This is a genomic window from Bacillus sp. FSL K6-6540 (assembly GCF_038007545.1).
This window is the reverse complement of sequence record NZ_JBBOXH010000001.1, coordinates 5,916,381-5,942,215: the sequence shown is the minus strand read 5'-3', so window position 1 is coordinate 5,942,215 and position 25,835 is coordinate 5,916,381. Positions and strand designations below refer to the sequence as shown.

At 51.6% G+C, this 25,835-nt stretch carries 21 protein-coding genes; 18 read left to right on the top strand and 3 right to left on the bottom strand.

Annotated features, from left to right (window positions below; genetic code table 11):
- The first annotated feature begins 35 nt into the window (after positions 1 to 35).
- From MHH82_RS26425 to MHH82_RS26415, 3 genes are all read left to right on the top strand, one after another.
- Positions 36 to 959 carry a TadE/TadG family type IV pilus assembly protein gene (locus tag MHH82_RS26425; RefSeq protein ID WP_251498396.1) on the top strand — a complete coding sequence of 308 codons (924 nt, stop codon included), beginning with the start codon at positions 36 to 38 and terminating at the stop codon, positions 957 to 959.
- A gap of 147 nt (positions 960 to 1,106) precedes the next feature.
- Positions 1,107 to 1,619, top strand: coding sequence for an A24 family peptidase (locus MHH82_RS26420; protein ID WP_145040755.1), 513 nt, complete (start codon positions 1,107 to 1,109; stop codon positions 1,617 to 1,619).
- Between the two features lie 12 nt (positions 1,620 to 1,631).
- Complete coding sequence (locus MHH82_RS26415) at positions 1,632 to 3,491, top strand: DUF6382 domain-containing protein (RefSeq protein ID WP_340968596.1); 1,860 nt, start codon at positions 1,632 to 1,634, stop codon at positions 3,489 to 3,491.
- 248 nt (positions 3,492 to 3,739) lie between these two features.
- On the opposite strand, the gene MHH82_RS26410 is transcribed toward MHH82_RS26415, so the two are convergent.
- Complete coding sequence (locus MHH82_RS26410; protein WP_186326536.1) at positions 3,740 to 4,393, bottom strand: hypothetical protein; 654 nt, start codon at positions 4,391 to 4,393, stop codon at positions 3,740 to 3,742.
- A 169-nt stretch (positions 4,394 to 4,562) separates the two neighbouring features.
- On the opposite strand from MHH82_RS26410, the gene MHH82_RS26405 reads away from it, so the two are divergent.
- The 4 genes from MHH82_RS26405 (at position 4,563) to MHH82_RS26390 (ending at position 6,249) form a co-directional block, all read left to right on the top strand.
- Positions 4,563 to 4,985: a hypothetical protein gene (locus tag MHH82_RS26405; RefSeq protein WP_251498391.1), complete on the top strand. Its 423-nt coding sequence runs from the start codon at positions 4,563 to 4,565 to the stop codon at positions 4,983 to 4,985.
- A gap of 16 nt (positions 4,986 to 5,001) precedes the next feature.
- A complete protein-coding gene (locus tag MHH82_RS26400) occupies positions 5,002 to 5,310 on the top strand; it encodes a hypothetical protein (protein ID WP_340968594.1) in 309 nt (102 codons plus the stop codon).
- A 78-nt stretch (positions 5,311 to 5,388) separates the two neighbouring features.
- A complete protein-coding gene (locus MHH82_RS26395; protein WP_251498389.1) occupies positions 5,389 to 5,826 on the top strand; it encodes a hypothetical protein in 438 nt (145 codons plus the stop codon).
- A gap of 72 nt (positions 5,827 to 5,898) precedes the next feature.
- Entirely contained in the window at positions 5,899 to 6,249 is a 351-nt protein-coding gene (locus tag MHH82_RS26390; RefSeq protein ID WP_251498386.1) for a hypothetical protein, read from the top strand.
- Positions 6,250 to 6,835: 586 nt separating this feature from the next.
- Here MHH82_RS26390 and MHH82_RS26385 read toward each other — a convergent pair.
- Complete coding sequence (locus MHH82_RS26385; RefSeq protein WP_340968591.1) at positions 6,836 to 7,753, bottom strand: copper amine oxidase N-terminal domain-containing protein; 918 nt, start codon at positions 7,751 to 7,753, stop codon at positions 6,836 to 6,838.
- Positions 7,754 to 7,961: 208 nt separating this feature from the next.
- Here MHH82_RS26385 and MHH82_RS26380 point away from each other — a divergent pair, with 208 nt between their 5' ends.
- The gene (locus tag MHH82_RS26380; protein WP_015737220.1) at positions 7,962 to 9,146 is read left to right on the top strand and encodes a copper amine oxidase N-terminal domain-containing protein; all 1,185 of its coding nucleotides are present in this window, start codon (positions 7,962 to 7,964) and stop codon (positions 9,144 to 9,146) included.
- Between the two features lie 86 nt (positions 9,147 to 9,232).
- Here MHH82_RS26380 and MHH82_RS26375 read toward each other — a convergent pair whose 3' ends face one another.
- Positions 9,233 to 9,706: a DUF2621 domain-containing protein gene (locus MHH82_RS26375; protein WP_009594427.1), complete on the bottom strand. Its 474-nt coding sequence runs from the start codon at positions 9,704 to 9,706 to the stop codon at positions 9,233 to 9,235.
- A 125-nt stretch (positions 9,707 to 9,831) separates the two neighbouring features.
- Between MHH82_RS26375 and MHH82_RS26370 the strand changes: the two genes are divergently transcribed.
- The 10 genes from MHH82_RS26370 to MHH82_RS26325 all read left to right on the top strand — a co-directional run bounded on the left by MHH82_RS26370 (position 9,832) and on the right by MHH82_RS26325 (position 25,552).
- Positions 9,832 to 10,953 carry a deoxyribonuclease IV gene (locus MHH82_RS26370; protein ID WP_015737219.1) on the top strand — a complete coding sequence of 374 codons (1,122 nt, stop codon included), beginning with the start codon at positions 9,832 to 9,834 and terminating at the stop codon, positions 10,951 to 10,953.
- Positions 10,954 to 11,085: 132 nt separating this feature from the next.
- Positions 11,086 to 11,985, top strand: coding sequence for a formyltetrahydrofolate deformylase (gene purU / locus MHH82_RS26365; RefSeq protein ID WP_036666321.1), 900 nt, complete (start codon positions 11,086 to 11,088; stop codon positions 11,983 to 11,985).
- A gap of 326 nt (positions 11,986 to 12,311) precedes the next feature.
- On the top strand, positions 12,312 to 14,672 hold the full coding sequence (locus MHH82_RS26360; protein ID WP_036666322.1) for a DUF7408 domain-containing protein: 2,361 nt from the start codon (positions 12,312 to 12,314) through the stop codon (positions 14,670 to 14,672).
- Positions 14,669 to 15,598, top strand: coding sequence for an ABC transporter ATP-binding protein (locus MHH82_RS26355; protein WP_015737216.1), 930 nt, complete (start codon positions 14,669 to 14,671; stop codon positions 15,596 to 15,598). The genes MHH82_RS26360 and MHH82_RS26355 overlap by 4 nt, the downstream gene beginning before the upstream one ends.
- Positions 15,595 to 16,542: an ABC transporter permease gene (locus MHH82_RS26350; protein WP_251498379.1), complete on the top strand. Its 948-nt coding sequence runs from the start codon at positions 15,595 to 15,597 to the stop codon at positions 16,540 to 16,542. The genes MHH82_RS26355 and MHH82_RS26350 overlap by 4 nt, the downstream gene beginning before the upstream one ends.
- A 34-nt stretch (positions 16,543 to 16,576) precedes the next feature.
- Positions 16,577 to 18,274: a phage tail length tape measure protein gene (locus MHH82_RS26345; RefSeq protein ID WP_036666323.1), complete on the top strand. Its 1,698-nt coding sequence runs from the start codon at positions 16,577 to 16,579 to the stop codon at positions 18,272 to 18,274.
- A gap of 70 nt (positions 18,275 to 18,344) precedes the next feature.
- A complete protein-coding gene (locus MHH82_RS26340; protein ID WP_015737213.1) occupies positions 18,345 to 19,334 on the top strand; it encodes an AAA family ATPase in 990 nt (329 codons plus the stop codon).
- The gene (locus tag MHH82_RS26335; RefSeq protein ID WP_096776478.1) at positions 19,331 to 20,278 is read left to right on the top strand and encodes a DUF58 domain-containing protein; all 948 of its coding nucleotides are present in this window, start codon (positions 19,331 to 19,333) and stop codon (positions 20,276 to 20,278) included. Before MHH82_RS26340 ends, MHH82_RS26335 begins: the two co-directional genes overlap by 4 nt.
- 260 nt (positions 20,279 to 20,538) lie before the next feature.
- Positions 20,539 to 22,545 carry a vWA domain-containing protein gene (locus MHH82_RS26330; RefSeq protein WP_340968585.1) on the top strand — a complete coding sequence of 669 codons (2,007 nt, stop codon included), beginning with the start codon at positions 20,539 to 20,541 and terminating at the stop codon, positions 22,543 to 22,545.
- On the top strand, positions 22,529 to 25,552 hold the full coding sequence (locus MHH82_RS26325) for a VWA domain-containing protein (RefSeq protein ID WP_340968583.1): 3,024 nt from the start codon (positions 22,529 to 22,531) through the stop codon (positions 25,550 to 25,552). The genes MHH82_RS26330 and MHH82_RS26325 overlap by 17 nt, the downstream gene beginning before the upstream one ends.
- Positions 25,553 to 25,835: the final 283 nt, after the last annotated feature.

The following is a 25,835-nucleotide window of genomic DNA, read 5'->3' as shown; positions in this document are numbered from 1 at the left end:
TGCGTAATAGTAATGGGTCGGCGGAGCAAGGAAGCATGGTCGTGGAAGCTGCGCTTGTGCTGCCGATGTTTATGTTTTTTATCATTTTTCTCATATATACCGTGCAGATGACGTTGATATCGACGGCGCTCCAAAGCACCGTTTCCGATACGGTCAAAACCGTAGCGGCCCATATGTATCCTGTTTCATTAGCCGTGCAGGCGAATGCTGGCGGTAACGGAACAGGCGAAGGCACGCCCAGCACGTCCCATTGGGAAATACCCAAATTGTCGCTGTCCGATTGGGTTTCGAAATATAGCGATTCGCTTCCTTCTCCTGCCAAGGAGTGGATCACGGAAGCCGTCGCTACAGGTGAGGAGCCTCTGCAGCAGCTTAAGAACCAAACCGTGGAAGCCGTACTCGACCCCGTGGTTAAGCCGATGATGAAGCCGTTCATGCCTGATCGCCTTCTGGATTATGACCGAATCCATGTGTCCAATGTTCACATCCCGAATTTGAAGAGCGGCGCGAGTCCTTATTTTGGCATTGAGGTGAATTATGCCCTTCCAATCCGGGTTCCTTTCTTGAACAAACGCATCGTGCTGCAAGCGAAGGCCAAGGAGAGGCTGTGGATTGGAGACACCGGAGAAGGCGGGGACGATTCGGGGAACGGGGACGGCTCAGAGAAAGGAGCCATTGAGCTGTTGGAGAAGCCGAATCCGGCCGTCGCAAGCAAGCAGGCTAAGGTGAAGGTGAAAGTAGAGCCAGGGGCCAGCGCTCAATTATCAGTCTATTATAAGAGCGGCCAGAGCACGGCTAAATATTTGGGTTGGAAGGCCGCAGATAGTAACGGCTATATCGATTGGGAATGGAACGTGGGATTTAATACAACGCCGGGGACTTGGCTGTTCGTGGTTGAGACGGCCGACGGGCAGCGGATCGAGGTGCCGTTTACGGTGGTAGCGCGGTCGGATTCATGAGAGGTTTAAGAGCAAGTTATGAAATATAGGGTTCTAAAGTTATATCCACGAAAAGTTTTTTAAATAGATGAAACTCGTTGTGTATCCATAGTTAAAGTTCTATCCAGGCTATTCCTTTGAATAGTCGCGCAGGGGAGGTTGATGGGTGTGGCCGTTGCCTTTGGTATTTGTGCCGTTTATCTGATTGCGGCCTTTATTACAGACCTTCGTTCCATGAAGATACCGAATGCTCTAACCGTATCGGCAATGCTGTCCGGTCCGGTTTATCATGGAGCTCTAGACGGGTGGGAAGGCCTGCTCTTTTCTTTGAAGGGTCTTGGAGCAGGGTTTCTCATCTTGTTGATCATGTATTTTATAGGGGCTGTAGGAGCGGGCGACGTTAAGCTGTTCGGTGGGATCGGCGCCTGGACCGGCTTGTGGTTTACCTTCCAGGGCATTATGTATTCTGTCCTTTTTGCCGGTGCCATCGGTTTGCTCATTCTGCTCTGGCGGCGGGAGACGATGAAGCGAGTACGCCATGTCGTTGAGAGTATCGCCGGAGTTTTTGTCATGAAGAGCTGGTTGCCGTGGCGCAACAGCCAGGAGGAGCACTTGCGATTTCCCTTTATGATGGCTGTCCTTCCTGGCATGATCAGCACGTATCTAGTACTGCACATGTAGGAGGCGGCGCTTATGTTCGGATTAAAGGCGGATTTTATGCAAAACGGCGGAACGATCATGGTGCTGGATCGGAATGAAGGGATCCAGTCAGCAGAACTGAATCATGTACAGCTGGGCATGATTCGTTCTTCGAGAATCCCGCATTTTTTGAAGCTGCATATGAAAGAAGTCGATTACAAAGTAACCTTGGAATATGATATCACCGGCAAAAAGATGCTGTCACAGGCATTGAAGAGCGAGCGCATGACGTTGACCGAGTACTATGGGCTGCTGCTGCAGATCGCTACCGCATTGGAGGATAGCAGGCTATATATGCTTCAACCCGAGAATTACATACTTCATGAGGATTTTCTGTTTGTTGAAGGTTCCCTGCATCTTGGCACATTATATTTAACTTATGTTCCCCTTGCCGTTAATGAGACAAGCAGTAACCGTCTCCCTGTAACGCTTAAGGAGCTTATGACAAGGCTTCTCTTATCTGTCTCGGAGCTGAAAGGAGGAGGGATACAAGCATTGATGTCCTTCTGCAGTGAACAGAGCTTCAATTTGCCGGGACTTAAGCGGCTTGTCATTGAACTGCTTGCAGGAGAAGATGGTGAAGGTGATCAAGTAGGAACGCAAGCGAAGATGGCAGTGCCAGCACGTCTGAATGAAGGATTGCCCTATACCGAAAATCCATCAGACAGCAGCATTACCAGGTCTGCCTTCTCATTTGCAGGGCCGACTCACAGCCGGGGTGCAGCACCGCAGATGGATAATGACGGCAACACGGATAAACAGAGTTTAATTCGAAGCCTGACGGAACGTACCAACGAGATGTTTGGGAAGAGCGGCCAAAACGAAGAAAGTAATTCTCACGCCGGTCGCACCCCATCAGGTCTTCCTGCGTGGTCATCTGGCACAGATGATTCAAATCTTGATGAAGCGGAGCATGGCAAGTCTTCGCCTGTTCGGACTTATATTTTGCTAGGATGTTTGCTCGCCGCAGCGGGAGCTTGGAGAATGTTGTATATGAATCAACCGGGTCCGCTGATGCTGGGGCTATCGGTAGGGATTACGATCCTGCTTGCCGTGATCGCTTGGCTCGGCTACACGGGCAAACTCCGGCTGCTCTCACGGAGAGCGGAGGATTGGTCCGGTTCATTGCCCGTGTTTGAATCCACAGAGCTGAATCCGCAGGAGCATGCGAAGTGGAAGTCCGTCCCGCGTTTTGAGGCAGATCCCTTATCGGGTCTTCTTACGGGAAAACAGGCAGCGGACTCAGGGAAAGCGGCAGAAGCAGAGCCTGGGGAGGGGAAAGAGCATTGGAGATGGCAGGTTCCCAGATCTCCATTTAACCCCGAGAGGGATCACACTTCGGTGGGATCTTCCGTACAGTCTTTGCAAAACCAGGCTTTTTCGCGTTCGCCTAACGCCGGGGCAGGAGATTCTTATGGGGAAGAAGGGGATTATTATGCCCAGCTGTCTCAACGGACGGAGGTGCTTTCATCCTCTGGTGGTGGGGGAGCTACCGTGCTGTTAAGTCCGGATACTGCCGCTCGTCCGCCCGGACAACATTCGGCCAGGGACTATCTTGAGCTTAACGAACCGAATGCAGCCGTCCCGCAGCGGATTGAATTGCATCAGCCTCATTTCATCATCGGCCGCTCTCCCGACGTAGCGCAATTCGTAGCTGAAGGTGTGGGGACTTCGCGGGCACATGTCGAGCTTTCGCGCGAAAGCGGTGGATACGTCCTGAAGGATCTGGGTTCCAGAAACGGAACGATGTTGAAGGGAGAATCCATGGTGCCTTATAAAGAATACCCCCTTATGGAGGGGGATGCCTTTATTATTGCCGGATGGAGTTTCACCCTACGTCGGGGGTTATATTAATAGGGAATTATTATAGTAGAAGTAAGATTTGCGAAGCTATTATTCTATGAGTTTAGAGAGAATTCGAATTATTGCAGAAAACCAAAGGCGTACCCTAATTTTTATAGGGGCCTTTGGTTTTTTATTTTTACTAGATCCATAAAATGTTTTATAGAAAATTTAGAGGACACTTTAAATGTCAACTTCATTAGTTACATTTAAAAAAGGGGCTCCAGATGATGGAGACCCTTTATGTACTTTAATAAAAATTAATTTGCAATTTCTAATTCCATCTCTTCACTAGGAATGCTCATAGGACTTATTTGTCCAAGTTTACCGTAACGACCATAGAATGCATGGCCATTCCTACGAGGATCATCGTGATAATGATTGTAGTATAGTTTGAGACTAGATCCGGTGTTTGAATGGTTTTCAATATTTGTGACTTTTCCATTAGAGCTAGCAGCTCGTGCTAGTGCCAATGCATCCATTGAATTAGCAGTCCACACATTATATTCTGTACCTTTTTTAATATAAGTAATTGCTTCTGCTGTAGTTAAAGCTCTCTTTGTTTTCAATTCCCATTGGTTTTTTGTGTCATATTCTACTGCGTAGTATTTGCGATCGGTTCTATTTCTATTTTGTTCAACTGTATCATAGATATCTTTAACAGCAGCGACTTCATTTACAACGATAGCGGCCACAGCCAATGCGGTAAGCCATTTTCCAAGTTCAACAGCTACAGGAATTCCAAGTGCTATTGCCTGTGGTTGAATTGTTGATTCAGGTGAAATGTCATTCGCTGATTCTGTAGATAAATTTTCTTGAGCGGAAACTATAGAAGTATAAGGTGTTACAGTAAAAGATAATGTTACAGCAAGGGTTAAGATAAGTGCAATAGACTTAAACCATCTGATCTTCATATTATCCACTCACTTTTCAAGTTGTTAGAAGCGGCGCCAACCCCTCTCTAAATATACAAAAATTTACTTTGAAGAGTCAATAATGTAAAAAATTACATAAGTTGAATACAATGTTTGATTTATGCTTAAATCTTTACATACGAACTTAAACTGAAGGAGTTGAAGTTTATTGTATTTGAAAGCGCAGAAGAATAAAAAAGTCTATTATCAAATATTGGATATTTTCAAAGAATTAGAGGGTTGCTTTGTATCCGATCAGAATGTAGATTCTGTCAAGGAGAATAATTTAAAAATCTCCAAGCTACGCTCAAATTTAAAACAAATTCTTGATTCCTGCGAAATAGAGGACTTACGAATTCTATATGCTTTGGTTTCGATAGGTTATCATGAAAGAGGGGAAAGGCATTATTTCTCCAATGATAGTACAGAAGTCATTGAACTAGAAATTAGTGAAAATGAAGAAGAATTACTGCAAAAACACTGTAGGTATATTACTTTTCTTAACAAAGAAGAGTTGATTGATTATTTTTTAAGCAGAGCAAGATTAACTCAAGGCCTAATGGAAGGTATAAGAATTTTAAAATTGGAGTAGAGGTGATTACATTTTGATGATTGTTGCGATTACGATTCAAGATACTCCTTTCTACTATGAAGTAACGGATGAAGTGGGTAATAATTTATATGAATTACAACTTGAGTTTGGAAGTTGGGCCAGTAAAATTGAGGGGAATCACCCATTTAGAATATATACAGAATTCATAGAAAGCAACGGAGAAGTGTCTTTTGCAGACTATGTATATACTTATGGGCCTGATGATTTTATTGGGTGGATTAATGTTGAGAAATATCATGAGAAAGTCGCAGTTAAAATAAAAAATCCTTCTCAATTATCACCGGCAGTAACAATTCATTTTTGAAATAATAAAGAATTAATCTAACTGTGGCAAGCCAATAGAAAGTTTAATGAATTTCGTACTATGTAAAGAAGCTGCAAAGTGAAAAGACAAGGAAAAAAGACCTTCCTGCTATGGGAGAGTCTTTTTTTATCTTATGGTTGGAGACCAGGTTCGTCAGGATATTCAAGAGCTATGACACAATATAGCGCAGTGTCAAACACTATGCAGTGGGGTTTTGAATTTACTCCTATGGGTAGAAGCTTTTTTGGCCCAATTGTCACAGTCTCGGGTACTGGTGGCTCTGTAACTAATACAGATTTGGGTTATTTTAGAACATTATTTGGTAGTAGTGTCTATGCGCCTCACGTACAATCTGTCGATTACCTGTTCCATGGAAGTATTTCAAAGTATAATTACATGGGAGGACAAGCAGCCAGCTTGAATTCTGGAGACGTTGTTACAATCAATTTAGGTGCAGTTGGTACAGCAGCTCATAAACCAATGGGAAGTTTCAGCATTTCTTGTAAGGTAGATTAATAAATATCAAAGAAGAGGGCGGATTTTACGTCCTTTTCTTTCTTTATCGAATATAAATAGAGGAGAATTATTATGGGCAATGATGAAAAAAATATAAGAGACGTATACAGCGAATATGTATCGAAAAGCGCTGAAGGGAATAAAATCTACATAAGAAATAAATCTGTACCTGTAATCTGGTATGAAGAAAAAAAGGCTTTCCAGTCAATGTTCGAGGCTCAGGAATATATATCTAGTGAAATTTATCCTGCTATCCTTCAAAGTTGTAACGGCTATAAAACCACAGATCCCAAATTGGCTTATTCTCTTCTTTTCGAGTTAATAAAGACAAAAACGCATGGTAGCATAGAATTAAAGGCGTTTGCGGATATTGAAGTAATAAATAATCAACTATATTATTTGGTTTGGATATCTTCCAGTTAATAATTTGTGTAATATCGTATAACTTTTATAATGTTGAGCAGGGTAGGGAGACCAAGCAGCTTAAAACATAAACATAATAAAATAGATTTCTAGTGATAGGGTAAGAGTGCTTTCAATACATAATGAAAGAGCTAAAAGAAATCAATAATAAACTAGACACTTTGAACTCGTCATAAGGAATATCAGGAACTCTAAAAGTTATTGCACCGATATTCGGGTTTTTAGTGATAGGACCTTTGCTTGCAGGGATAATAATGTATCTATTTAATTTAACTGGCTATGATCTTCTTTATATTCTGGGCGAAGGGAGTTTGCTGGCTCGAGCTTTCGTTAGTGAAGACGTAGGTACGCCCTAAAGGATCTGGGCTCGAGAAAACGGTACGGTATTGAAGGGAGAGTCCATGGTGCCTTATAAAGAATACCTTACGATGGGGGAGGTCTTTATTAATACAGGATGGTCGATTACTATGCACAGGGGATACTGTATTGTAGTATATAAAGAATCCCGGGTTTGAAAGGCAGCGGTCTGCCTTTCAAACCCGGGATTCTTGCTCTGCTTATATCGAATTTTGAGTGCGATATATTATTACGAGCTAGAATAGATCAGGTACTCCGTATCGCCAGTTGGGTCAAAATACCAGTTAGCGATCTTTTTTGAGTAATTATAAGATCCTCCGTATAAGGGCCAGCGTGTAACGTACACATTGTATTCCGGAACGAAGATATTATATTGTGCATCATATCCGCTTGGATAAGACGAACTCATAAAAAAAGTAATAATAAAGATATTGATGTTTTTGTAGCCATATTTTTTATGTACATGGTTGGCAATGTTTTTGGTAAGCCGATCCCCCGTTGAAGGTTTGCTGTCAAAGGTGTCGATAATGTTCTGCATCGTTTGTTCGTCCGAAATTTCTACGGCAATGGTGAGCGAATCCGAATCATCGGTTATGCCATAAGTTAAGTTGTTTAGGTGCAATTTTCCGAAAGAGAGGTTCGAGTATTTGGATTCCAACTCTTCTTGGATTTTTACCGCTTTCGTTTTTATCGGCGGGATCGGTGTTGGCTTAGGCACAAAGGGCTCTGTCCCTTTGTAACTGGTAATGTTGATGATGTTTCCATTTACGGCCAAGGTTGCTCCAGTGGCTTCGCTAATGAAGCGAAGCGGGACGAAAATGTTTCCGTTCAAGGATACCGGAGGAGATTCGAGCAGTATTCGCGAGCCGTTTACATAAGCGTTTTTGTTGCCAACGGTCATCACAAGGTTGATCCCTTTTTTAGTTCCTGTAATCTGCTGTTTGGAAGGATCCCATTTTACAGAGAGGCCCAAGCTTTTGAATATAGGAGCGAATTGTACTAGGGTCACCCCGTCTCGCAAAATAGGGGCCTGACGCAGCCCCACTTTAACGCCATCCACATTGACGATATTAGCAGGTGCTGCTCCTGCGGCAGGCACGATACATGTAAATAGTAAAACTATAATAATTGCTAACTTTAACTTCACGCCATTCTCTCCTCCTAGGACTATGGGTTAGATTTCTTATAACAATCTATTATACGTGATCCATGATTTATTTCCATGATTTTCTTGAAATCAACCAGTTGGATCATCTTATCTGGCTATGAGATGAATTTTTTTGTTTCAGGCCGTAACCAATCCCCATGGATAAAGGTTTATTACATAGGATTTAATTTCAAGGAGATGAAGGAGAATGATCGATGTGATAAAAAGGGGCTTATTATGGTTACCCTTGTTTTTGGTGTTATGGTTGCTGCTTCCCAGCCCCTCCCATGCCGCCTCTTCTTTCGTAAAAGCAAGTGTGGAGTATGGGCCATTCAAATCGCTCTTCACCTTGGAAGACCCGGTAATGATGAAGGATGGAAGAGTATTGCTTCCTCTTCGGGAGGTCGGCGATATTTTGGGTTTGAAGGTGCATTGGAATCAACGACAGCAAAGGGCGAGTCTGTATGGCGTAAATCTTGAAATGACGCTGCAGCCAGGATCCGATGTTGCTGACGTGAACAAGGAAAAGAAAAAACTCCAGACTTCTGCGGAAGTCATCAACGGAAAGCTGTACATTCCTCTTCGGTTTGTTGCCGAGGCCGTGAGTGAGGAAGTGAGGTGGAAATCCGATACGAAGACGTTATCTGTTGGCAGCAGTTACGCTATGGGAACAGATAAGGGCATTACATTTTGGCTTAACCGGAAGAATGGTGAATTCTATCAAGCCATCGGAAACAGGACACCGTCGCTCATTGGAAAATTGGATATCCTGGTAGAGGAGCTGAGACATCTCCAAGTGGAAAGACTGTCCGACAACAGTTCGTACGTGCGACTATATGAAGCAGTAGGGATGTCCGCATTAGGTAAGAGATCCGGCCAGGTTTTTGTGAAGGATGGACAGATCATAAAGGAATCGCACTTCGGATTCATGGGATATTATCCGGATACCAACACGTACAGCCTGTACGATCTGCAAGGAAAAGTATTGTTCACGGATGGCAAGCATGCAGAGTTTCTGAATCATCAAGGAGAAGTGGTGTCTTCATTCGATCTAGGGGAGCTTACCGGAAAAAAAGACGAGGTCTATATGATCGAATACGTTACGGATTCGTACATGATCTTGCGGGAATATGGTACGCAGCATCTGATACTCTATCATCGAATGCGTGAAATCACCGCGTATGTTCATGAGATACTACCGCTTCCTCTATCAGAGAAAAAGTTCCTCGAAGAAGTTGCCTTGGACAGAAATAATGAACCGGACCGCGAGCTTATCATTCGCTTCAATAAACAAGAGGAGAATACGCTTTTGTTCCTATATAAGAGTAAAACAACAAGCCAAGTTGATTTGTATCCCTTCAATTTAGCAGACTTAAAAAACGAATCCCCCTAATCCTTTGTACGAGGACTTGGGGGAAATGACCAAACGGCTTGTCCGTTCATTTAAGACAAGTACCGCCATTCCATATAATTACTTCATTACTTATTGATCAAATGCTGATAAGGCTTGTAGTCGATTTCCTTCTTCTGGAGGAAGTTCATCAGGAATTTGTAATCCCGCTTCGGCGTAGCCACGATGTAACCTTTGATGCAGTGATCCCGGGTTACTTCGGTTGCGCCGGATTCGACGGCGATTTTGCCGATTTCGGCTGCAATGGAGTGTTTGGCGATATCCCGGAACGGTCCCGGAACAGGCTGCACCAGCTCGTCCAGAAATGCTTTGGATTCATCCGTCCACAGCGGGCGGCTTCGCTCTACCCAGTAATTTTGCCAATCGAGCTTCGATTTGCCGTCGGCCTTGGGAAGCACTTTCAGAAACTTGCGGAACATGAAAAATCCGCCGATGCCCATCAGCCCGAGCATGACCCATCCCCAGAAGGCAATGGAGTTCATGAACCATGACGGCGGCGCACTGGACGACAAATAGCCCATGACGGCCCCTGTGCTCTTCATCTGTATATCACCTCAATGATTATTGTCACATGACACTTTCATGAGAATTATAACGCATTTCTAGATTTATTTCGATATACAAGCTAAAATAGGTGTAATTGTGTGTTAAAAAAGGGGGATGCAGCATGTTGAAAATTGGTTCCCACGTGTCGTTTTCGGACAAGGGATTGCTGACTGCGACGGCTGAAGCCACGTCATACGGCTCAAGCTCGTTCATGATATATACCGGCGCGCCGCAAAATACGCGCCGCAAGCCGATCGACTCCATGTTTATCGAAGAAGGCAAAGCCGCCATGAAGGAAAGCGGGATTGAAGAAATCGTGGTCCACGCGCCGTACATTATCAACCTCGGATCGTACAAGCCGAATACGTTTGAGCTGGCGGTGAGCTTTCTGCAGGAGGAGATTCGCCGCACGCATGCGGTCGGCGTGAAGAACATCGTTCTCCATCCCGGCGCATATACCGACAAGGATGCGGAATACGGCATCGACCGAATTGCGGAAGGTCTTAATGAAGTGCTAGGCGGTACGGATGAGACCGAAGTGAAGATTGCGCTTGAGACGATGGCCGGCAAAGGTACTGAAATGGGACGCAGCTTTGAAGAAATTGCTTCCATTATTGATAAGGTGAAGTACAACGACCGATTAGCCATTTGCCTGGACACCTGCCATATTCATGATGCGGGATATGATATCGTGAATGATCTGGACGGCGTGCTGGAGCAGTTCGACAAGCTGATCGGACTCGACCGTTTAACGGTCGTCCACGTGAACGACAGCAAGAACCCGCGCGGAGCGGGCAAAGACCGTCATACGCCGATTGGAACCGGATGGATCGGGTATGAAGCCATTCAGCGAGTGGTTCATCACGAGAAGCTCCAGGGCAGACCGTTCATTCTCGAAACGCCGTGGATCGGTAAAGATCCAAAAACCCAGCGTCCGATGTACGAGATCGAGATTGCGCTTCTGCGCGGGGATGTGGAGGGCCGTTTCGGTCCAGCTTTCACGCAGCAAGTGGAAGAGCTGGGTGCTTTCTTTGCCAAGGAAGGCATCGAGTCCCGTTCATTTGTACTGGATACCTGGACGCTGCTGAAGAATGATGCCAAAGCCAAAAAGGCCGATCCGCGCGAACCGATGGAGCGCCTGTACGATATGGTCATGGCGGCCGGCCTGCTGTCCGACCTGTCGGAGGAGCAGATCAATCAGCGCCTGATCGCTTGGTTGTCGGGTGTTTCCCTGACATCCTAAGCTTCATTAGAAATGGCATATTAGTAAGAAACTGAGGCATTCTCAAGAAAACGTCCGCATGCTGCGGATTGTTTTTCTTGAGAGGTGCCGTTCATGTTCATTGCAGATTTAAAAGGAGGATCACCGAGTCTCATGGAAATTCACATCAAGAAGGATCTGCCGTCTGCGGCAGGTCAGTACCCTAATCGTGCCCGCATGCTGATCTCCTGTCCGGATGGACCGGGAATCGTGGCAGCAGTATCCCAGTTCCTGTATCAGCATGGCGCGAATATCGTTCAGTCTGACCAATATACGATGGACCCGGCCGGCGGCATGTTTTTTATGCGGGTTGAGTTCGACCTGGAGGACTTGAACACGAAGCTTCCCCAGCTGGAGGAATCCTTCCGGGAAGTAGCCGATCAATTCCGCATGGAATGGAATATCTACCATGCCGCCCGCAAGAAACGCCTGGCGATTTTTGTTTCGAAAGAGGATCATTGCCTTGTAGAGTTGTTGTGGCAATGGCAGGCTGGCGACCTGGATGCGGATATCGCATTGGTGGTCAGCAACCATCTGGATATGAAGGAATACGTGGAATCCTTCGGTATCCCGTATCACCACATTCCGGTTACGGCGGATACGAAGCCTCAAGCGGAGCAGCGTCAGTTGGAAGTGATCGGCGATGATATCGACGTGATCATCCTTGCGCGTTACATGCAGATTATTTCGCCAACCTTTATCGATCATTACCGGAACCGGATTATCAATATCCACCATTCCTTCCTCCCGGCCTTCGTCGGCGGCAAGCCTTATGCGCAAGCATATAACCGCGGCGTCAAGATTATCGGGGCAACCGCCCACTATGTAACGGAAGAGCTCGATGGCGGACCGATTATCGAGCAGGACGTGCAGCGCGTAAGCCACCGGGACGACGTCAATGAGCTGAAGCGCATCGGACGTACCATCGAACGCGTGGTGCTGGCAAGAGCCGTCAAATGGCATGTCGAGGATCGGATTCTGGTCCATAACAATAAAACGGTTGTATTCAGCTAATTCTGGTCATTCCGACGATTCATCATAGAGAGTATAATGGAGCAGCCTGACACTTTAACGCTGCAATGGATTACCCCTTGATCCCGCTCCTCTTCTTGGAGCGGGATTTTATTTTATATTTGACTTAAGTAATAACACGAATTTCTTGCCAAAAGCTGAAAAAATGGTTCCTTGGAGCTTTTTATGGAAGTATACGTCAAACTTTTTATAAATTCGACTCGTCAATATAGTTGAGCTTGTGAAGAGAGTCTTTACATACATCTTCTAAAACCTATGCATCTTTTGTCTTTGAACAGCAATTTATATGCGGAGAGGGGAATCATCAGTTGTCGTTTTATACAAAGAAAACGTGGATGCTGCTGCCGATGGTGGCTCTGCTGATTGTGGCAACGTTATCTCTGTCGATTCCGGCAGGAAACGTCTACGCCGACGGAGCGAAGATTGGCATTCAATCCGAAATGGGCTACCAAGGCAAAATCAAACATGAGAAATGGAACCCGCTCAAACTCACCCTAACGAGCGACCGGGATATATCCGGCGATGTGGTCGTGCAGATTCAGAACTACAACGGCTTCGGGTATCAGACTTCTTATGTTCAGCAGGTGGACCTGCCGAAGGATACGCCGAAGGAAGTCGTGATCGGCATTCCGGGAGCCGTACTGAATAAAGACAATAACCAAATCCTTTTCTATGAAGGTTCTTATACGAAGGGGAAGCAGGTACCGTTTGCCACAGGCAAAAATTACGTGCAGGCTTCTCCGTATCAAGGCGCGCTCATGGCCGTCTTGTCCGATGATCCGGACACGATGAATTTCATGAACGTCCTGAACGGCAAAGGCAGCAGCGTGAACGTGTTCCCGCTTAAGGACGCAAGCATTCCTACGGATGCGATGCTGCTGAACGGGCTGGACGTCATCGTAATGAACAATTATGCATCCGATACGCTGTCTGAGCTTCAACAAAAGGCGATTACGGATTGGGTCAATGGCGGCGGCACCCTGGTTCTGGCCGGGGGCGCGGGGTATGCCAAAACGGCGGCGCCGTTTGCCGACATATCGCCGGTCGCTGCGAATGGCACCGCGACCGTGAATTCGCTGGATGAACTGGAGAAGCTTGGCGGGAAACCGCTGAAACTGGATGGGCCATTTACCATTTCTACGGCGAAAGCGGTGGAAGGCGCTCAAATCGGGATTGCCGCGGACGGACAACCTTTGTTTGCCTCGAAGGCTTACGGCCAGGGTAGCGTTCAATATGCCGCTTACGATCTGGCGATGGAGCCGGTAAGCTCTTGGGCAGGCCATCCGGACGCGTGGGCATCGGTACTGCGCAATAACCTGCCGATGATGAATTCGCAGAATGGCATGTATTACAATTCGCTCATGGACAATTTGAATTATGTTCTGGAGTATTTCCCGTCGCTGAAGATGCCTTCCTTCACGCTGCTGCTGTGGATGCTCATTATTTATGCGGTCGTCGTCGCACCGCTGCTCTACTATATATTGAAGAAGGCGGACAAGCGGGAATGGGCGTGGTTCTTGATTCCGATCATTGCCGTCATCGCGAGCGCTTCCGTCTATGCGGTCGGCTCGTCGGACAAGACGCGCGAGCTCGCGCATACCATCAATCTGATTGAACTAAATGGCCAGGGAGATGCGGTGAAATCGACCGCTTCTGCATTCTTCACGCCTCGAAGCGGGAACTATGCCTTGGAGTTTGGGGAGAATACGTATTTGAAAACGGGGCAGTCCCGGAACACGTTTGGAGGAACCGCCGAGAACAAAAGTTTTGTCCGGGTAGGTCAGGAGTCCACGACGCTGGAGCTTCGGGACATGTCCCAATGGTCGTTGGCCAAGGTATGGGTGGACCATCAGGGTACGGAGGAGATGGGACGTCTTGCCATGGATTTAAAGCTGGATGCCAAAGGGGGATTAAACGGTAAGATCACCAATGACACCATTAACGATTTAACCGAGGTGGTGCTGGTTGTCGGAGGCAGTGCCTATAAGCTGGGAGATATCAAGAAGGGCGAGGCGGCTGCCATTCCTCAGGACCCGAAACAAATCATCAAATTTACGGGCGGTGACTTGTCCGGGATGCTGTACCCATACTCGCAGAATGATCTGAAACAGCGGGAGCGCGACATTTTGTCCAACTACGGATACTCGAAGGGAATGGTCAACAAGGATGCTTACATTCTGGGATGGAGCAAAGACCATTTGACGAATTATACGCTGAAAGGCGCCGAGGTGGACAGCGATCAGCTCAATTTCTGGATACAGCCGGTGGAAATGGATTGGGGACTGAACGGGGAAATCAACATTCCTTACGGCTTCCTGTCTCCGGAGATATCGCAGGTGAATTCGCCGATGTTCGGGGTTTATCCGCATGGGGTTGAAATGGGACAAGGCAATCTGATCGCCGAATTCCCGCTCATATCCGAAGGCCAAGTGAAGTATTCCGAATTGTCCATCAAAGGCACCAAATTCAACAACAACGTCACGATGGAGATCTGGAACTCGAAGAAGAGCGAATGGGAGCCTGTTACAGACGCGAACAATGTGCATACCATTAACCAGAATCCGGAGCAGTATATCGTGGGGAATCGCATCCGATTCATGATCACCGCCAAGGATCAGACCAACTTTATGATGCCGGAGCTGTCTGTGAAAGGGGAGGCCACTCAATGATCGAGATTAGAAATCTGAGCAAAAGATACGGAGCGTTCCATGCGCTGAAAGATATCAGTCTTCATATCGAAAAAGGGACGGTATTCGGATTTGTCGGTCCGAACGGAGCAGGCAAATCCACGACGATGTCCATATTGGCTACCCTGATGCTTCCTACCTCGGGCGTTGCCAAGGTCGGCGGCTATGACGTGACCCAGCATCCCAAAGAGGTCCGCAAGCGGATCGGTTATATGCCCGATTTCTTCGGCGTGTACGATCAGCTGAAGTCTACAGAATATCTGCATTTCTACGGGGCAAGTTACGGCATCCCGCGCGCCGAGCGGGAGCAGCTCATTCCACAGCTGCTGGAGCTCGTCAACCTGAGCGACAAGGCGGATACGTACGTCGACAGTCTCTCGCGGGGGATGAAACAGCGTTTATGCTTGGCCCGGTGCCTGGTGCATGATCCGGAGGTATTGATCCTGGATGAGCCGGCCTCGGGGCTGGATCCGCGGGCGCGGATCGAGATGCGCGAAATATTGAAGGAACTGAAGCTCATGGGCAAGACCATCATCATTTCATCGCATATTTTGCCTGAGCTGGCCGAGATGGTGGATGAGATCGGGGTAATCGAGCACGGCGAGATGGTTGCCCAAGGCAAGGTAGCCGATATTCAGAGCCGCCTTCGCGTGAAAAAAGTCATTCATATTCGCACACTGGAGCGTGAAGAGGAGCTGGCTGAGAAACTGCGTGATGAACCATTCGTCACGTCGGTATTAACGGATAACACCGGCGTCCATGTTCATTACGGCGGGGATGACGCGCAGCAAAGCGCCCTGCTTCGGCAGGTGGTCTCCTGGGAAATTCCGATTGTCTCGTTTCAGGAAGCGCAGAGCAATCTGGAGGATGTATTCCTCGAAATTACCAAAGGAGGGCCCCGCGAATGAATTGGAGCAGAAAGCTGATCAACCCGGTCATCGACAAGGAATTCCGGCTGCGGATGCGTTCTACGCGTTCCATGCTGTCGGTGTTGTTTTATGTATTGGCGCTAGGCGCCATAGCCATGGGCTTCATTTATCTCTTCTTATATTTGGGACAGCAGGGGCCTCAGCGATTCGATCCGCAGATGAGCCAGATGATGTTCTATGTCCTGAGTTTTGCCCAGCTTGTCCTTATCGCGTTCATGGCCCCTGCGCTTACGGCGGGCGTCATCAGCAGCGAGCGGGAGAAGCAAACGCTGAGCATGCTGCTGACGACGCAGCAGAGCTCGGCTACGATCGTGCTGAGCAAGCTGGTATCGGCACTCAGCTTCATGACGCTGATCGTGCTGGCTACCCTGCCGGTCTACAGCATTGTGTTCCTGTACGGCGGGATTTCGCCGAAGCAGCTGGTTTCCGTGTTTGCCTTTTATTTATTCGTGATGCTGCTGCTCGGTTCGCTCGGCGTGATGTTTTCCACATTATTCAAAAGAACCATCGTCGCGATTATCGTCACTTATGGGGCCGGACTGATCATATTCCTTGTTACAGGTCTGCTGTACCTGTTCTTAATGGGTATCGAACAGCGGAATATGTATCAAAGCGGGCAGCCGATCATACCGGGCACCTATTCTTGGGTCGGTTATGTGCTGGGCCTGAACCCGGCCGGGGCGATGATGAGTTTGTTCAACCCGTCTTTTTCAGGGGACGCGTTCTTGCTGCGCGGCGGAAGCCTGAACAGCAAAGCTCCGATCGAATTGTGGCTGGAATTTTTCATCGTGTATTCGGTGGTGATCGTTCTTGCCCTGTGGGTTGCCGTACGGAATATCCGTCCTGTCGCAAGGCGCAAACGCAAGGATAAGAACGAAACCCAGCTGCCGCAGGAGCCGGAAACGGCCGGGAACGAAGCGTAACATCATGCAAGGAGTACGGTAAGGAGGGAGAGCAATGGACAACATCATGCGTTTTATCGAAGCCGCAAGACGGCGGCTGCAGCGGTTCCGCGTCATCACGTATGCGTTATACGGGCTTATGGCAGGGTTGGCCGTGCTGCTGCTGCTCCTGGTGCTTGGGAGATTCGTGCCTATAGCCTGGCTTCCCGTCGCATCCGTGGCCGTTCCCGTGGGGGCGGGCTTCATAGGCTTGTTATGGGGTTGGCTGCATCGGGTGCCGATCGAAGAAGCGGCTTCAGCGATGGACCATGTTCCGGACGGAGCGGAGCGAAGCGATATGATGGTGACGGCGCTGTCGTTCAAGGAGGAAGAATCGTTGGCCGCCAAATGGCAGCGCGAGCAGGCGGAGCGTTACGGTGCGCGTTTTGCGGAACGGCTGCCGGAGCGTCTGCCTTCCCCTAGCCGAAAAAAACAGCTTCTGATCTGCGGTGCCTCGCTTGCTGCCGTACTCATCCTGGTGTTCGTTCCGAACCCGATGGATAAGAAGGTGGAGGCTGCCAAAGAGGCGCAGAGCTGGATGAAGGAGCAGGCAGCCAAAACCGAACAGCTGGCGGAGGAGCTCCAGAAGGAAACGCTGGATCCTGCCGATCGAAAAAAGCTTCAGGAAAAGCTGGATGAACTGAAAAAAGCGCTGGAGCAGGAGAAGCATCCCGAGCAAGCGCTGGAGAAGCTGGAAGAAGCCATGAAAGAGCTGGAGAAACTGGCGAAACAGCAGGAGGAAAAAGCAAAGGCGCTGTCGGAGCTGGCTAAGCAAATGCAGCAGGAGAAGGCGCTGTCCCAGGTGGGGAAAAAGCTTGCCGAGGGCATGGCCGATGAACTGAAGCAGGAAATGAAGAAACTCACCGAGCAGGTGAAGAAGATGTCCCAGGAAGAGAAGAACGAGCTGTCCGATGCTTTGAAAAAGCTGGCTGAGGAAGCTGCCAAGCAGATGGAAGACGGCAAGCTGGAGCAGGAGCTCCAGAATGCGGCCGATGCGCTGAAGGAGGGCAAGCTGCCGAAGGAGCTGGAAGAAGCGCTCCAGCAGCTGGCCGAGGAGCTGGCGAAAGCAGCGCAAGCCAAAGCCGCGTCGGACAGCCAGTCGCAGTCCGCGTCCTCGCTGGCGTCCTCCCTTGCTTCGCAAGGATTGAGCTTGGCCGATCAGATGGCGGCTGCAGGGATGTCGGTATCCGATGCCTGGAGTAACGGCGGCAGTGCCGAGGCGTTGGCTCAGGCCGGCTCCGGTGCAGGCTCGGGCGAACAAGGAGAGGGCTCGGAGGGAGCCCCAGGTGAAGGCGGCTCCGGTATAGGCCAAGGTCAAGGCCAAGGTCAAGGCTCCGGCACAGGCAGCGGCTCCGGATCGGGAAGCGGTTCGGGCTCAGGAGCAGGTTCCGGCTCGGGCGGCAGCGGCGGATCGGGAAGCGGCACAGGCAGCGGAGCCGGTCTTGGCTCAGGCGGCCGTGAGCTCGTCACCATCCCTAGGGATTATAAGGGCAGCGGCAATGTGCAGAACGATTCCGGCGAGATCAAAGGCAGCGGCGGAGATATACAGAAGGGCGGCGTATCGCCGACGGTTCCCGGCATGTCCAGGCCTTATGAGGAAGTGTACCGCGATTATGAGACCGAAGCGCGCAAAACGTTAGACCGCAATCAGCTGCCGGACCAGATGCAAGGGTTGGTTGAGGAATATTTCATACAGATCAATCCGAACCCGTAGGGATCGAAGAGCCGAGCACCAAGGCTAGAATGAGAACTTGAACTTTACCAAGAAGATGGAGGTTTCGTCCATGTCGGATATTGCAGTGAGACCACAGGAATGGATGGAGAAAATATCAGGCCTGCGCGAACATATCGGCAAGGTGATTGTCGGACAGCAGGATGTTGTGGAGCAGATGCTTTGGTGTATCTTTGCGGGGGGCCATGCCCTCCTGGAAGGGATTCCGGGTCTCGGCAAAACGATGCTCGTCCGCACCGTGTCGGAGGCGTTGGACCTGTCCTTTTCCCGCATACAGTTTACGCCGGATTTGATGCCGAGCGATATAACGGGCACCAATATCCTGTCGTTCGGGCAGCACGGGGACACCGGGATGACCTTTCAAAAGGGTCCGCTGTTCAGCAGCATCGTGCTGGCCGATGAGATTAACCGGGCCACGCCCAAAACCCAGAGCGCCTTGCTGGAGGCGATGCAGGAGAAGACCGTCACCGTGGGGGGCGTAACCCATCAGCTGCCAAAGCCTTTCTTCGTTCTGGCCACGCAAAATCCCTTGGAGAACGAGGGGACGTATCCATTGCCGGAGGCCCAGCTTGACCGCTTTCTATTGAAGATCGAAGTATCTTATCCCACCGCGGACGAATTGAAGGAAATCGTGAAGCGGACGACGTCCTCACACGAATTCCAGGTGGAACGGCAAATGACCGGGGACGAGCTGCTGGAAATCCAGCGCGGGGCGAAGGAAGTGCTGGTCGCCGAAGAGATTCTGGATTATGCGGTTCGTCTGCTGATGATGACGCATCCGGAGGAGGCGGCCGCACCGGAGGCTGTCCGTAAATACGTCCAGTTCGGTTCCGGACCGCGCGGCATTCAGTCCATCATCTCGGTAAGCAAAGTCCGGGCCTTGTGCAGCGGGCGGATGCATGTATCCACGGGCGATATTCGCGCCGTGGCTTTATCAGCGCTGCGACACCGCTTGTTCCTGAATTTCGAGGGGCAGGCGCTCGGCATTACCACGGACCATGTCATTCGGGAGGTTCTGCAAGCGCTGGAGGCATCCGCGTGAGCGGGGGCGCGCACCTGCTTCCTCCGGAATGGCTCCCCCGTCTGGAGCGCTTGAGCTTGGATGCCAAACGCCGGGTCGCCGGAACGCTGCAGGGAAAGAGACGATCCCGCCGGCTCGGCTCGTCCCTCGAATTCGCCGATTACCGCGTGTATTCCCCCGGGGATGATGTCCGCAGGTTTGACTGGGGCGTTTATTCCCGTACGGGAAAAGCCTTCGTTCGTCAATTCATGGACGAGCAGGAGCTGACCGTGAGCCTGTTCGTGGATTGCTCCGCATCGATGGGGGCCGTCATGTCATCGCCTACGGAACCAAGCACCGCCGATCCGGAGGGAACGAAGGGCAGCCCTAAATGGCTGCTAGCGCGTCAACTCGCCGCAAGCATCGGCTACATGGCGTTGTCGTCTTACGACAGGCTGCAGGTTGCCTGTTACAGCCGTTCGATTAACGCCCGTCTTCCGATCATGAGAGGAAAGGGCTCGGCTCATCGCCTGTTTTCGTTCCTGCAAGGGGCAGAAACGGGAGGCGAGGGCAGCTTGGGCGCAGCGCTTGCGGTTCCTGGCGCACTGCCCCGGCAGCCGGGAATGACCTGGGTGTTCTCCGATTTTTGGCTGGAGGGCGGCGAGGAGGAATTGTTCAGGTCGCTTTCCCTTTTGTCCGGTACCGGACAGGAAGTGGTGCTGGTGCATGTATTGTCGCGGGAGGAGCTGGAGCCTAAATTATCCGGCGATCTGCGGCTGGTGGACAGCGAAACGATGAGCGGCAAGGAAGTGGCGCTGACGGGCAAAGTGCTGGATGCTTACAAGGAGGAGCTGGAGCGATACCGGACGATGCTGTCCCGCGTATGCGCGGAACGGGGCATGTCTTACGTGCTCATTCCGGCGGATATGCCGCTTACGGACGCGATGTTCGGGGTGCTTGCGGGAGCTGGTCTGGTTACTGGATAGAGCGGGACCTCCTATAGAGGTGCTGTCCATGCATCTGCAGGATTCCTCATGCTTTCGGAGGTTTGGCGACAGGAAACAGAGATGATACACAAGCGATTGCATAACAGGCTTCACCAGGACCTGTCTGCGATCTCAAGAAACGAACAAGTTGAAATCTTGTTCGAAAAATAGGAAGAGATGGATAGGCCTTCATCCGATGCTCGGGGAAAGTACAGGCATGTCTCGTTAGTCAGGGTCCATGGGAGTAAGGAGGGGACACGTTGGGGATTCAATCTTGGCTGAGTCTATGGTTCGGTTTAACGCTGCCGGCCATCGTGCTCATGTATATGTTCAAGCGGAAATATGTGGATACAACCGTTCCCAGCCACTTGCTGTGGGAGCGGGTGCTCCGGAACCTGGAGGCCAACAGGCCGTGGCAGAAGCTGCAGAACCGGCTTCTGCTGTGGCTCCAGCTGCTTGCTGCGGCATTGATGGTCTTCGCACTGATGCAGCCCTTTATGCAGGTGTCCGGCGGAGGCAGCGCCCATGTGGTCATCGTTGCCGATACCTCGGGCAGCATGAGCGCGCAGATGCAGCCGTCCGCTGAAGGCGGAGCCGCAACCAGGCTGGAGCTGATGCAGCAACGAATTAAGGAATATGTGAAGGACCGAGGGAGACGGAGCGAGATCACCCTGCTGTCCGTAGGAGCAAGTCCCATGACGCTTGTATCCCATGAAAGCGACCGTGCCGCCATCGATAAGGCCGTGGATGGTTTACGTCCCTATTACGGACAGGCGTCCTACAGGGAAACCTTATCGCTCGCTTCGGCGCTGACGCGGGAAGAGCATGATGCAGAGGTCGTTATTTTTACGGACAGCTACTGGAAGCCGGACACGGCCCCCATAGCGTTTCAGGTTCCGGTTTCCGTTGAGAAGGTGCAGGGCGAGCTCCCGCATAACGTGTCCATTGATCAATTCGGCATTTCACCTAGAGATAATGCGGATTCATCTTATGCGGCGGTCGCCGTCCTCAGCACGAATGCCGAGGCATCCGTATCGGCCGAAGTAAATCTTTACGGAGATGAACAGCTGCTGACCAGCAGGATGCTTGAATTGGAGCCGGGGAAGAGATTAACCGAATCCTTTACCGATCTGCCGTTTGCTGAAGTGTACCGACTTGAGTTATCTCAGGATGACGGGTATACGGCAGACAATCATTCCTTTGCGTTCGGTTTGGGTCACGGATCTTCGCGCGTCCTGCTGCTGACTTCAGGCAATCTGTTCTTGGAGAAGGCGCTTCAGCTGAGCGGTGCCGAAGTCACCCGGGTAGCTTTGGACGAATCCAAAGCTAAGACCGCCGAGAACAACGGCAGTGCGGATAAGGAGGCGGGTAAGGGCAGGGCAGCTGCGGATGTGCCGCCCGTGCCCGAAGGCGAATTTGATCTGTTTGTCGTCGACGGGAAATTGCCGGAGGGATTCCGGCAAGGGAAGTGGGCGGGTCTGATGGCCAAGACTCCGTTATGGACGATTGGCGGAGAAGGTGACAAAGTCGGCAACCAAGGAGGACGCGCCGTGCTTGCCAAGCATCCGGTGACTGCCTATGTCACCTTGTCCGGGGTCTATTTCGGTACGCTGGTGGATCAGGCCCCTGCTTGGGGGGAACCCGTCATCAAGCTGGGGGATCAACCGATCGTATATGCGGGAAGCGAAAACGGGCGGCCTCGATTATCCTTCAATTTCCTGCTTCAGGATAGCGACCTTCCGTTATCGCCGGAATTTCCGGTCATGGTCAGCAATGCGCTGGAGTGGATGACCTCAGGCAAGGGAAGCGGGCTTGGCCGATATATGGCCGGCGCGCAAGCGGATATTCCGATTGCAGCGGATACGGTAGCGGCCAAATGGATCCCCAAGAGCGGTCTTGCTCTGGCTGACGGCCTCCCTGCTGCGGATGTCCTGAGGAATGAGCAAGGGATATCGCCGGTACAGCTCGTGCCGGCATATCCGGGGCTGTACGCTTTTGAACAGCAGAATGAAGCGGGCGAGAAGCTTAATTATTGGCTTGCTGTAACTGCAGACCCGTACGAGGCGGATTGGAGCAACGATCAAGGCCCGGCGGTAAGTCAAGCGGCAACGAACGCGGGTGAGTCTGAAGCGGGAGCTGATTCCGGCACATCCGGGAGTAACGAAACGACGAACCGTGCCGGCTCGTTAATGCCATGGCTGGCCGCTTTGGCACTGGCTGTGATCGCAGCGGAATGGGGGGTGTACCAGCGTGGGCGTTCAATTTAGCCAACCATGGTTGTTGCTGCTGCTGATTCCGGCAGGTTTATTTCTCTACTATGCCTACAAATCGGATTTCCGATTAAGCGGTTTTCGCAAAAAACTGGCCTTATTCTTTAGAACCTGCGTCATTCTATTATTAATCCTTATGATTTCGGGTTTGCATGGCTTTACCGTTCTCAGGGATAAACAGGTCGTGTATCTGGCTGACCGTTCCGACAGCATGGGGGATTCGGCCCGGATCACGAGCTGGATCAACGATTCCCTTGCGGCAAAAGGCGAGAAGGATGGCACCGCCGTTGTTTCTACGGGTCTTGAAGGCGCCGTGGAACGGCGTCTATCCCCTGCGGAGCATGCGGGCGCTTCCTTGAACGCGCTCCTGGAGCAGCGGTTTACCGGGCTGGAATCCGGTCTTCAGCTGGCCGGCAGCCTGTTCGAGGGCAGGAGCGATTCCCGAATCGTGTTGATCTCCGACGGGGAGGAGAATGTGGGCAGCATGGCGGCGGCGGGAAGGCTGCTGAAGGATCGGGGGATAGCCGTTGACGTGCTTCCGACTCCGAAGCAGGCCGTCCAGGATGCTGCCGTGGAGGAGCTGAAGGTTCCGGACAAGCTGTATCAGGCGGAGTCGTTCTATGTGGAGGTCATGGTTCGCAGCACGTTCAAGACCTCCGGCGAACTGCGCATTTACGAGGATAGCCGCGAGATCGGCCGGGAACGCGTGGATGTAACACCAGGCGAGAACCGGTACGCCGTGAAGGGCCTGGCCAAGAACCCGGGACTCCACCGTTACCGTGCCGAAATCTTCATGGACGGAGATGAAGCCTCGGCCAATAATGCAGCGTTCGATTTCACCCGGGTGGAAGGTCCGCCGAACGTGCTGATCGTGGAAGGAACCCCTGGAACGTCGGGGAATATCACGGCAGCCCTTCAGTCCGGCATGATCGGCACCGAGGTGATTCCGCCGGAGCTGCTCCCGCTGGAAGCGGCCAAGTATGCCGTGTACGACAGCATTATCTTTAATAACGTTTCGGGCAGTGACGTCGGCGGCAAGCAGATGGAGCTGATCGAGCAGGCGGTCCGAAGCTTCGGCATCGGGTTTATGATGGCGGGCGGCGAGGACAGCTTCGGGATGGGAGGATATTTTAAAACCCCGATCGAAAAGGCGCTGCCGGTCTCGATGGAGCTGGAAGGCAAGCGGGAGATTCCATCGCTTGGCCTCATACTGGTCATCGACCGTTCGGGCAGCATGGACGGCAACAAGATCGAATTGGCCAAAGAATCGGCCATGCGCACGGTGGAGCTGATGAGAGCCAAGGACACGGTCGGCGTCGTCGCCTTTGACGATCAGCCGTGGTGGGTCGTACCGCCGCAGAAGCTCGGTGATAAGGAAGAGGTGCTAAGCAGCATCCAGTCGATTCCGAGTGCCGGAGGGACCAACATCTATCCTGCCGTTTCCTCGGCGCTGGAGGAAATGCTGAAGATTGACGCCCAGCGCAGGCATATCATTCTCATGACCGACGGTCAGTCCGCGATGAATTCCGGATATCAGGATCTGACCGATACGATGGTGGAGAACAAAATCACGATGTCTTCCGTGGCGGTCGGGATGGATGCGGACACCAACCTGCTTCAATCCTTGGCGGATGCGGCCAAGGGCCGTTATTATTTCGTTGAGGATGAAACCACGCTGCCGGCCGTATTCAGCCGGGAGGCCGTGATGCTGGCCAAATCCTATATCGTGGATAAACCCTTTGTCCCGGCCGTTCAGAACCCGGGCGATTGGGCGAGTTTGTTCCAGCAGGGCGTTCCGGGGCTCTATGGTTATGTCGCGGCAACGCCGAAGTCTTCCGCCCAGACGGTTCTGTCCAGTCCGGAGCCGGACCCGATCCTGTCGCGATGGCAGTACGGATCCGGCCGGACGGTGGCATGGACGAGCGATTTAAGCGGGAAGTGGTCCAAGGAGTGGGTGTCGTGGTCCGGGTTCGCCGATACGTTGACCGAAATCGTGAAGTGGACGTTCCCGCAGTTTACGTCGTCGCCCTATGAAGTCACTACCGAGACGGCCGGCAACCAGGTGAAGCTGCAGGTCATCGCCAATGGGGAGAATCCGCCGGAAAAACTGAATGCGGTGATCGGGGATGACGAGGCCGGCGAGCAGACGGTGGAGCTCATTCAGGAGGCGCCGGGCCGTTATACCGGACTCGTCAACGTCTCCAAGCCGGGAGCCTTCCTCATGTCCCTTGAGGACGCGAGCGGGGAAGAGCCGCTGCAAGCTGCGCCGGGCACCGGCTTCGTTGTGCCGTATTCGCCGGAATACCGGCTATCTTCCGGCAGCGGCGAGGAAGCGATGAAACGGCTGGCCGAAGCGACCGGGGGCCGCGTGTTATCCTGGGATGACCCGGCCGAAGTGTTCGACCGGGAGGCGACCTCGCGGATGCAGCTCCATGATTGGAGCTACCCGCTGCTGGCGGCGGCCCTGCTGCTGTGGGTCGCCGACATCGCCGTGCGGCGCCTGGCTCTGCCATGGGGCGCCATCGGCGCACGGATGGCCGCCCTGCTCCGCAGGCGGCCGGCCCCTGCCAGAGAGGCCGCGCCTGACGCCGGCCTCGAGCGGCTGGCGGCGCGCAAAGCCCGCGCCGCCCAGTTCTACGGCGGCAGCTCCGCGATGCCGCTGCCGAAGGCCCCGCCCGCGCGCGAGCGCAGCGGCGCGGGCCACGGTGCCGGGGGCGGAAGCCCTGCCCCGGCACCCGGCGCAGCTCCGGCAGGGGGCCGCAAGGCCCCGCCGGAGGCGCGCGAGTCGCAGCGGGCGAATTCCCCGCTGCGGGAGGAGCGGCCGGCGCAGGCGAAGCCGGCCGCAAGCCAGGGCGCGCGCAAGGGAAGCGCGCCCACGCCGCCACCCCCGCCGCCGAAGGCGCAGGGGGACGGCAGCGGCCGGCCCGGGGAGACCGGGCCGGCTCCGGAAGGAGGCTCCTCCATGGATCGCCTCCTCAAAGCCAAAAAACGCGGCACGCGTTGATGTGCCCCTCAAGCTTCGGTCCGGCTGTCGATGTGCAGCTTAGGCCGAAGCTTTTTCTTTGCCCAAATGCAGTAACTTTTTCCATGCCGCCGATGTCCTCAAAATCGTTTAACGGATGTCGAATCCGGTTATAACCGGACTAATAAGGGAAATAATGCAAGAGGGATGTCGGCAGCCCTGACGACTTTTACACAACATTGACAATTACGTTATGGAAATGAAAGACGTGTGGTGATACAATAAGAGTCAAAATGATATTCTCAACATTCCTAACTGCTCTGAT

What these genes read in the sequence shown, in the direction of transcription:
- MHH82_RS26425 (WP_251498396.1), top strand. Translation starts at nt 36, where the DNA reads ATGGTCGTGGAAGCTGCGCTTGTGCTGCCGATGTTTATGTTTTTTATC.
- MHH82_RS26415 (WP_340968596.1), top strand. Translation starts at nt 1,632, where the DNA reads ATGTTCGGATTAAAGGCGGATTTTATGCAAAACGGCGGAACGATCATG.
- MHH82_RS26410 (WP_186326536.1), bottom strand. Translation starts at nt 4,393, where the DNA reads ATGAAGATCAGATGGTTTAAGTCTATTGCACTTATCTTAACCCTTGCT.
- MHH82_RS26400 (WP_340968594.1), top strand. Translation starts at nt 5,002, where the DNA reads ATGATTGTTGCGATTACGATTCAAGATACTCCTTTCTACTATGAAGTA.
- MHH82_RS26390 (WP_251498386.1), top strand. Translation starts at nt 5,899, where the DNA reads ATGGGCAATGATGAAAAAAATATAAGAGACGTATACAGCGAATATGTA.
- MHH82_RS26380 (WP_015737220.1), top strand. Translation starts at nt 7,962, where the DNA reads ATGATCGATGTGATAAAAAGGGGCTTATTATGGTTACCCTTGTTTTTG.
- MHH82_RS26375 (WP_009594427.1), bottom strand. Translation starts at nt 9,706, where the DNA reads ATGAAGAGCACAGGGGCCGTCATGGGCTATTTGTCGTCCAGTGCGCCG.
- MHH82_RS26370 (WP_015737219.1), top strand. Translation starts at nt 9,832, where the DNA reads ATGTTGAAAATTGGTTCCCACGTGTCGTTTTCGGACAAGGGATTGCTG.
- purU (WP_036666321.1), top strand. Translation starts at nt 11,086, where the DNA reads ATGGAAATTCACATCAAGAAGGATCTGCCGTCTGCGGCAGGTCAGTAC.
- MHH82_RS26355 (WP_015737216.1), top strand. Translation starts at nt 14,669, where the DNA reads ATGATCGAGATTAGAAATCTGAGCAAAAGATACGGAGCGTTCCATGCG.
- MHH82_RS26350 (WP_251498379.1), top strand. Translation starts at nt 15,595, where the DNA reads ATGAATTGGAGCAGAAAGCTGATCAACCCGGTCATCGACAAGGAATTC.
- MHH82_RS26345 (WP_036666323.1), top strand. Translation starts at nt 16,577, where the DNA reads ATGGACAACATCATGCGTTTTATCGAAGCCGCAAGACGGCGGCTGCAG.
- MHH82_RS26340 (WP_015737213.1), top strand. Translation starts at nt 18,345, where the DNA reads ATGTCGGATATTGCAGTGAGACCACAGGAATGGATGGAGAAAATATCA.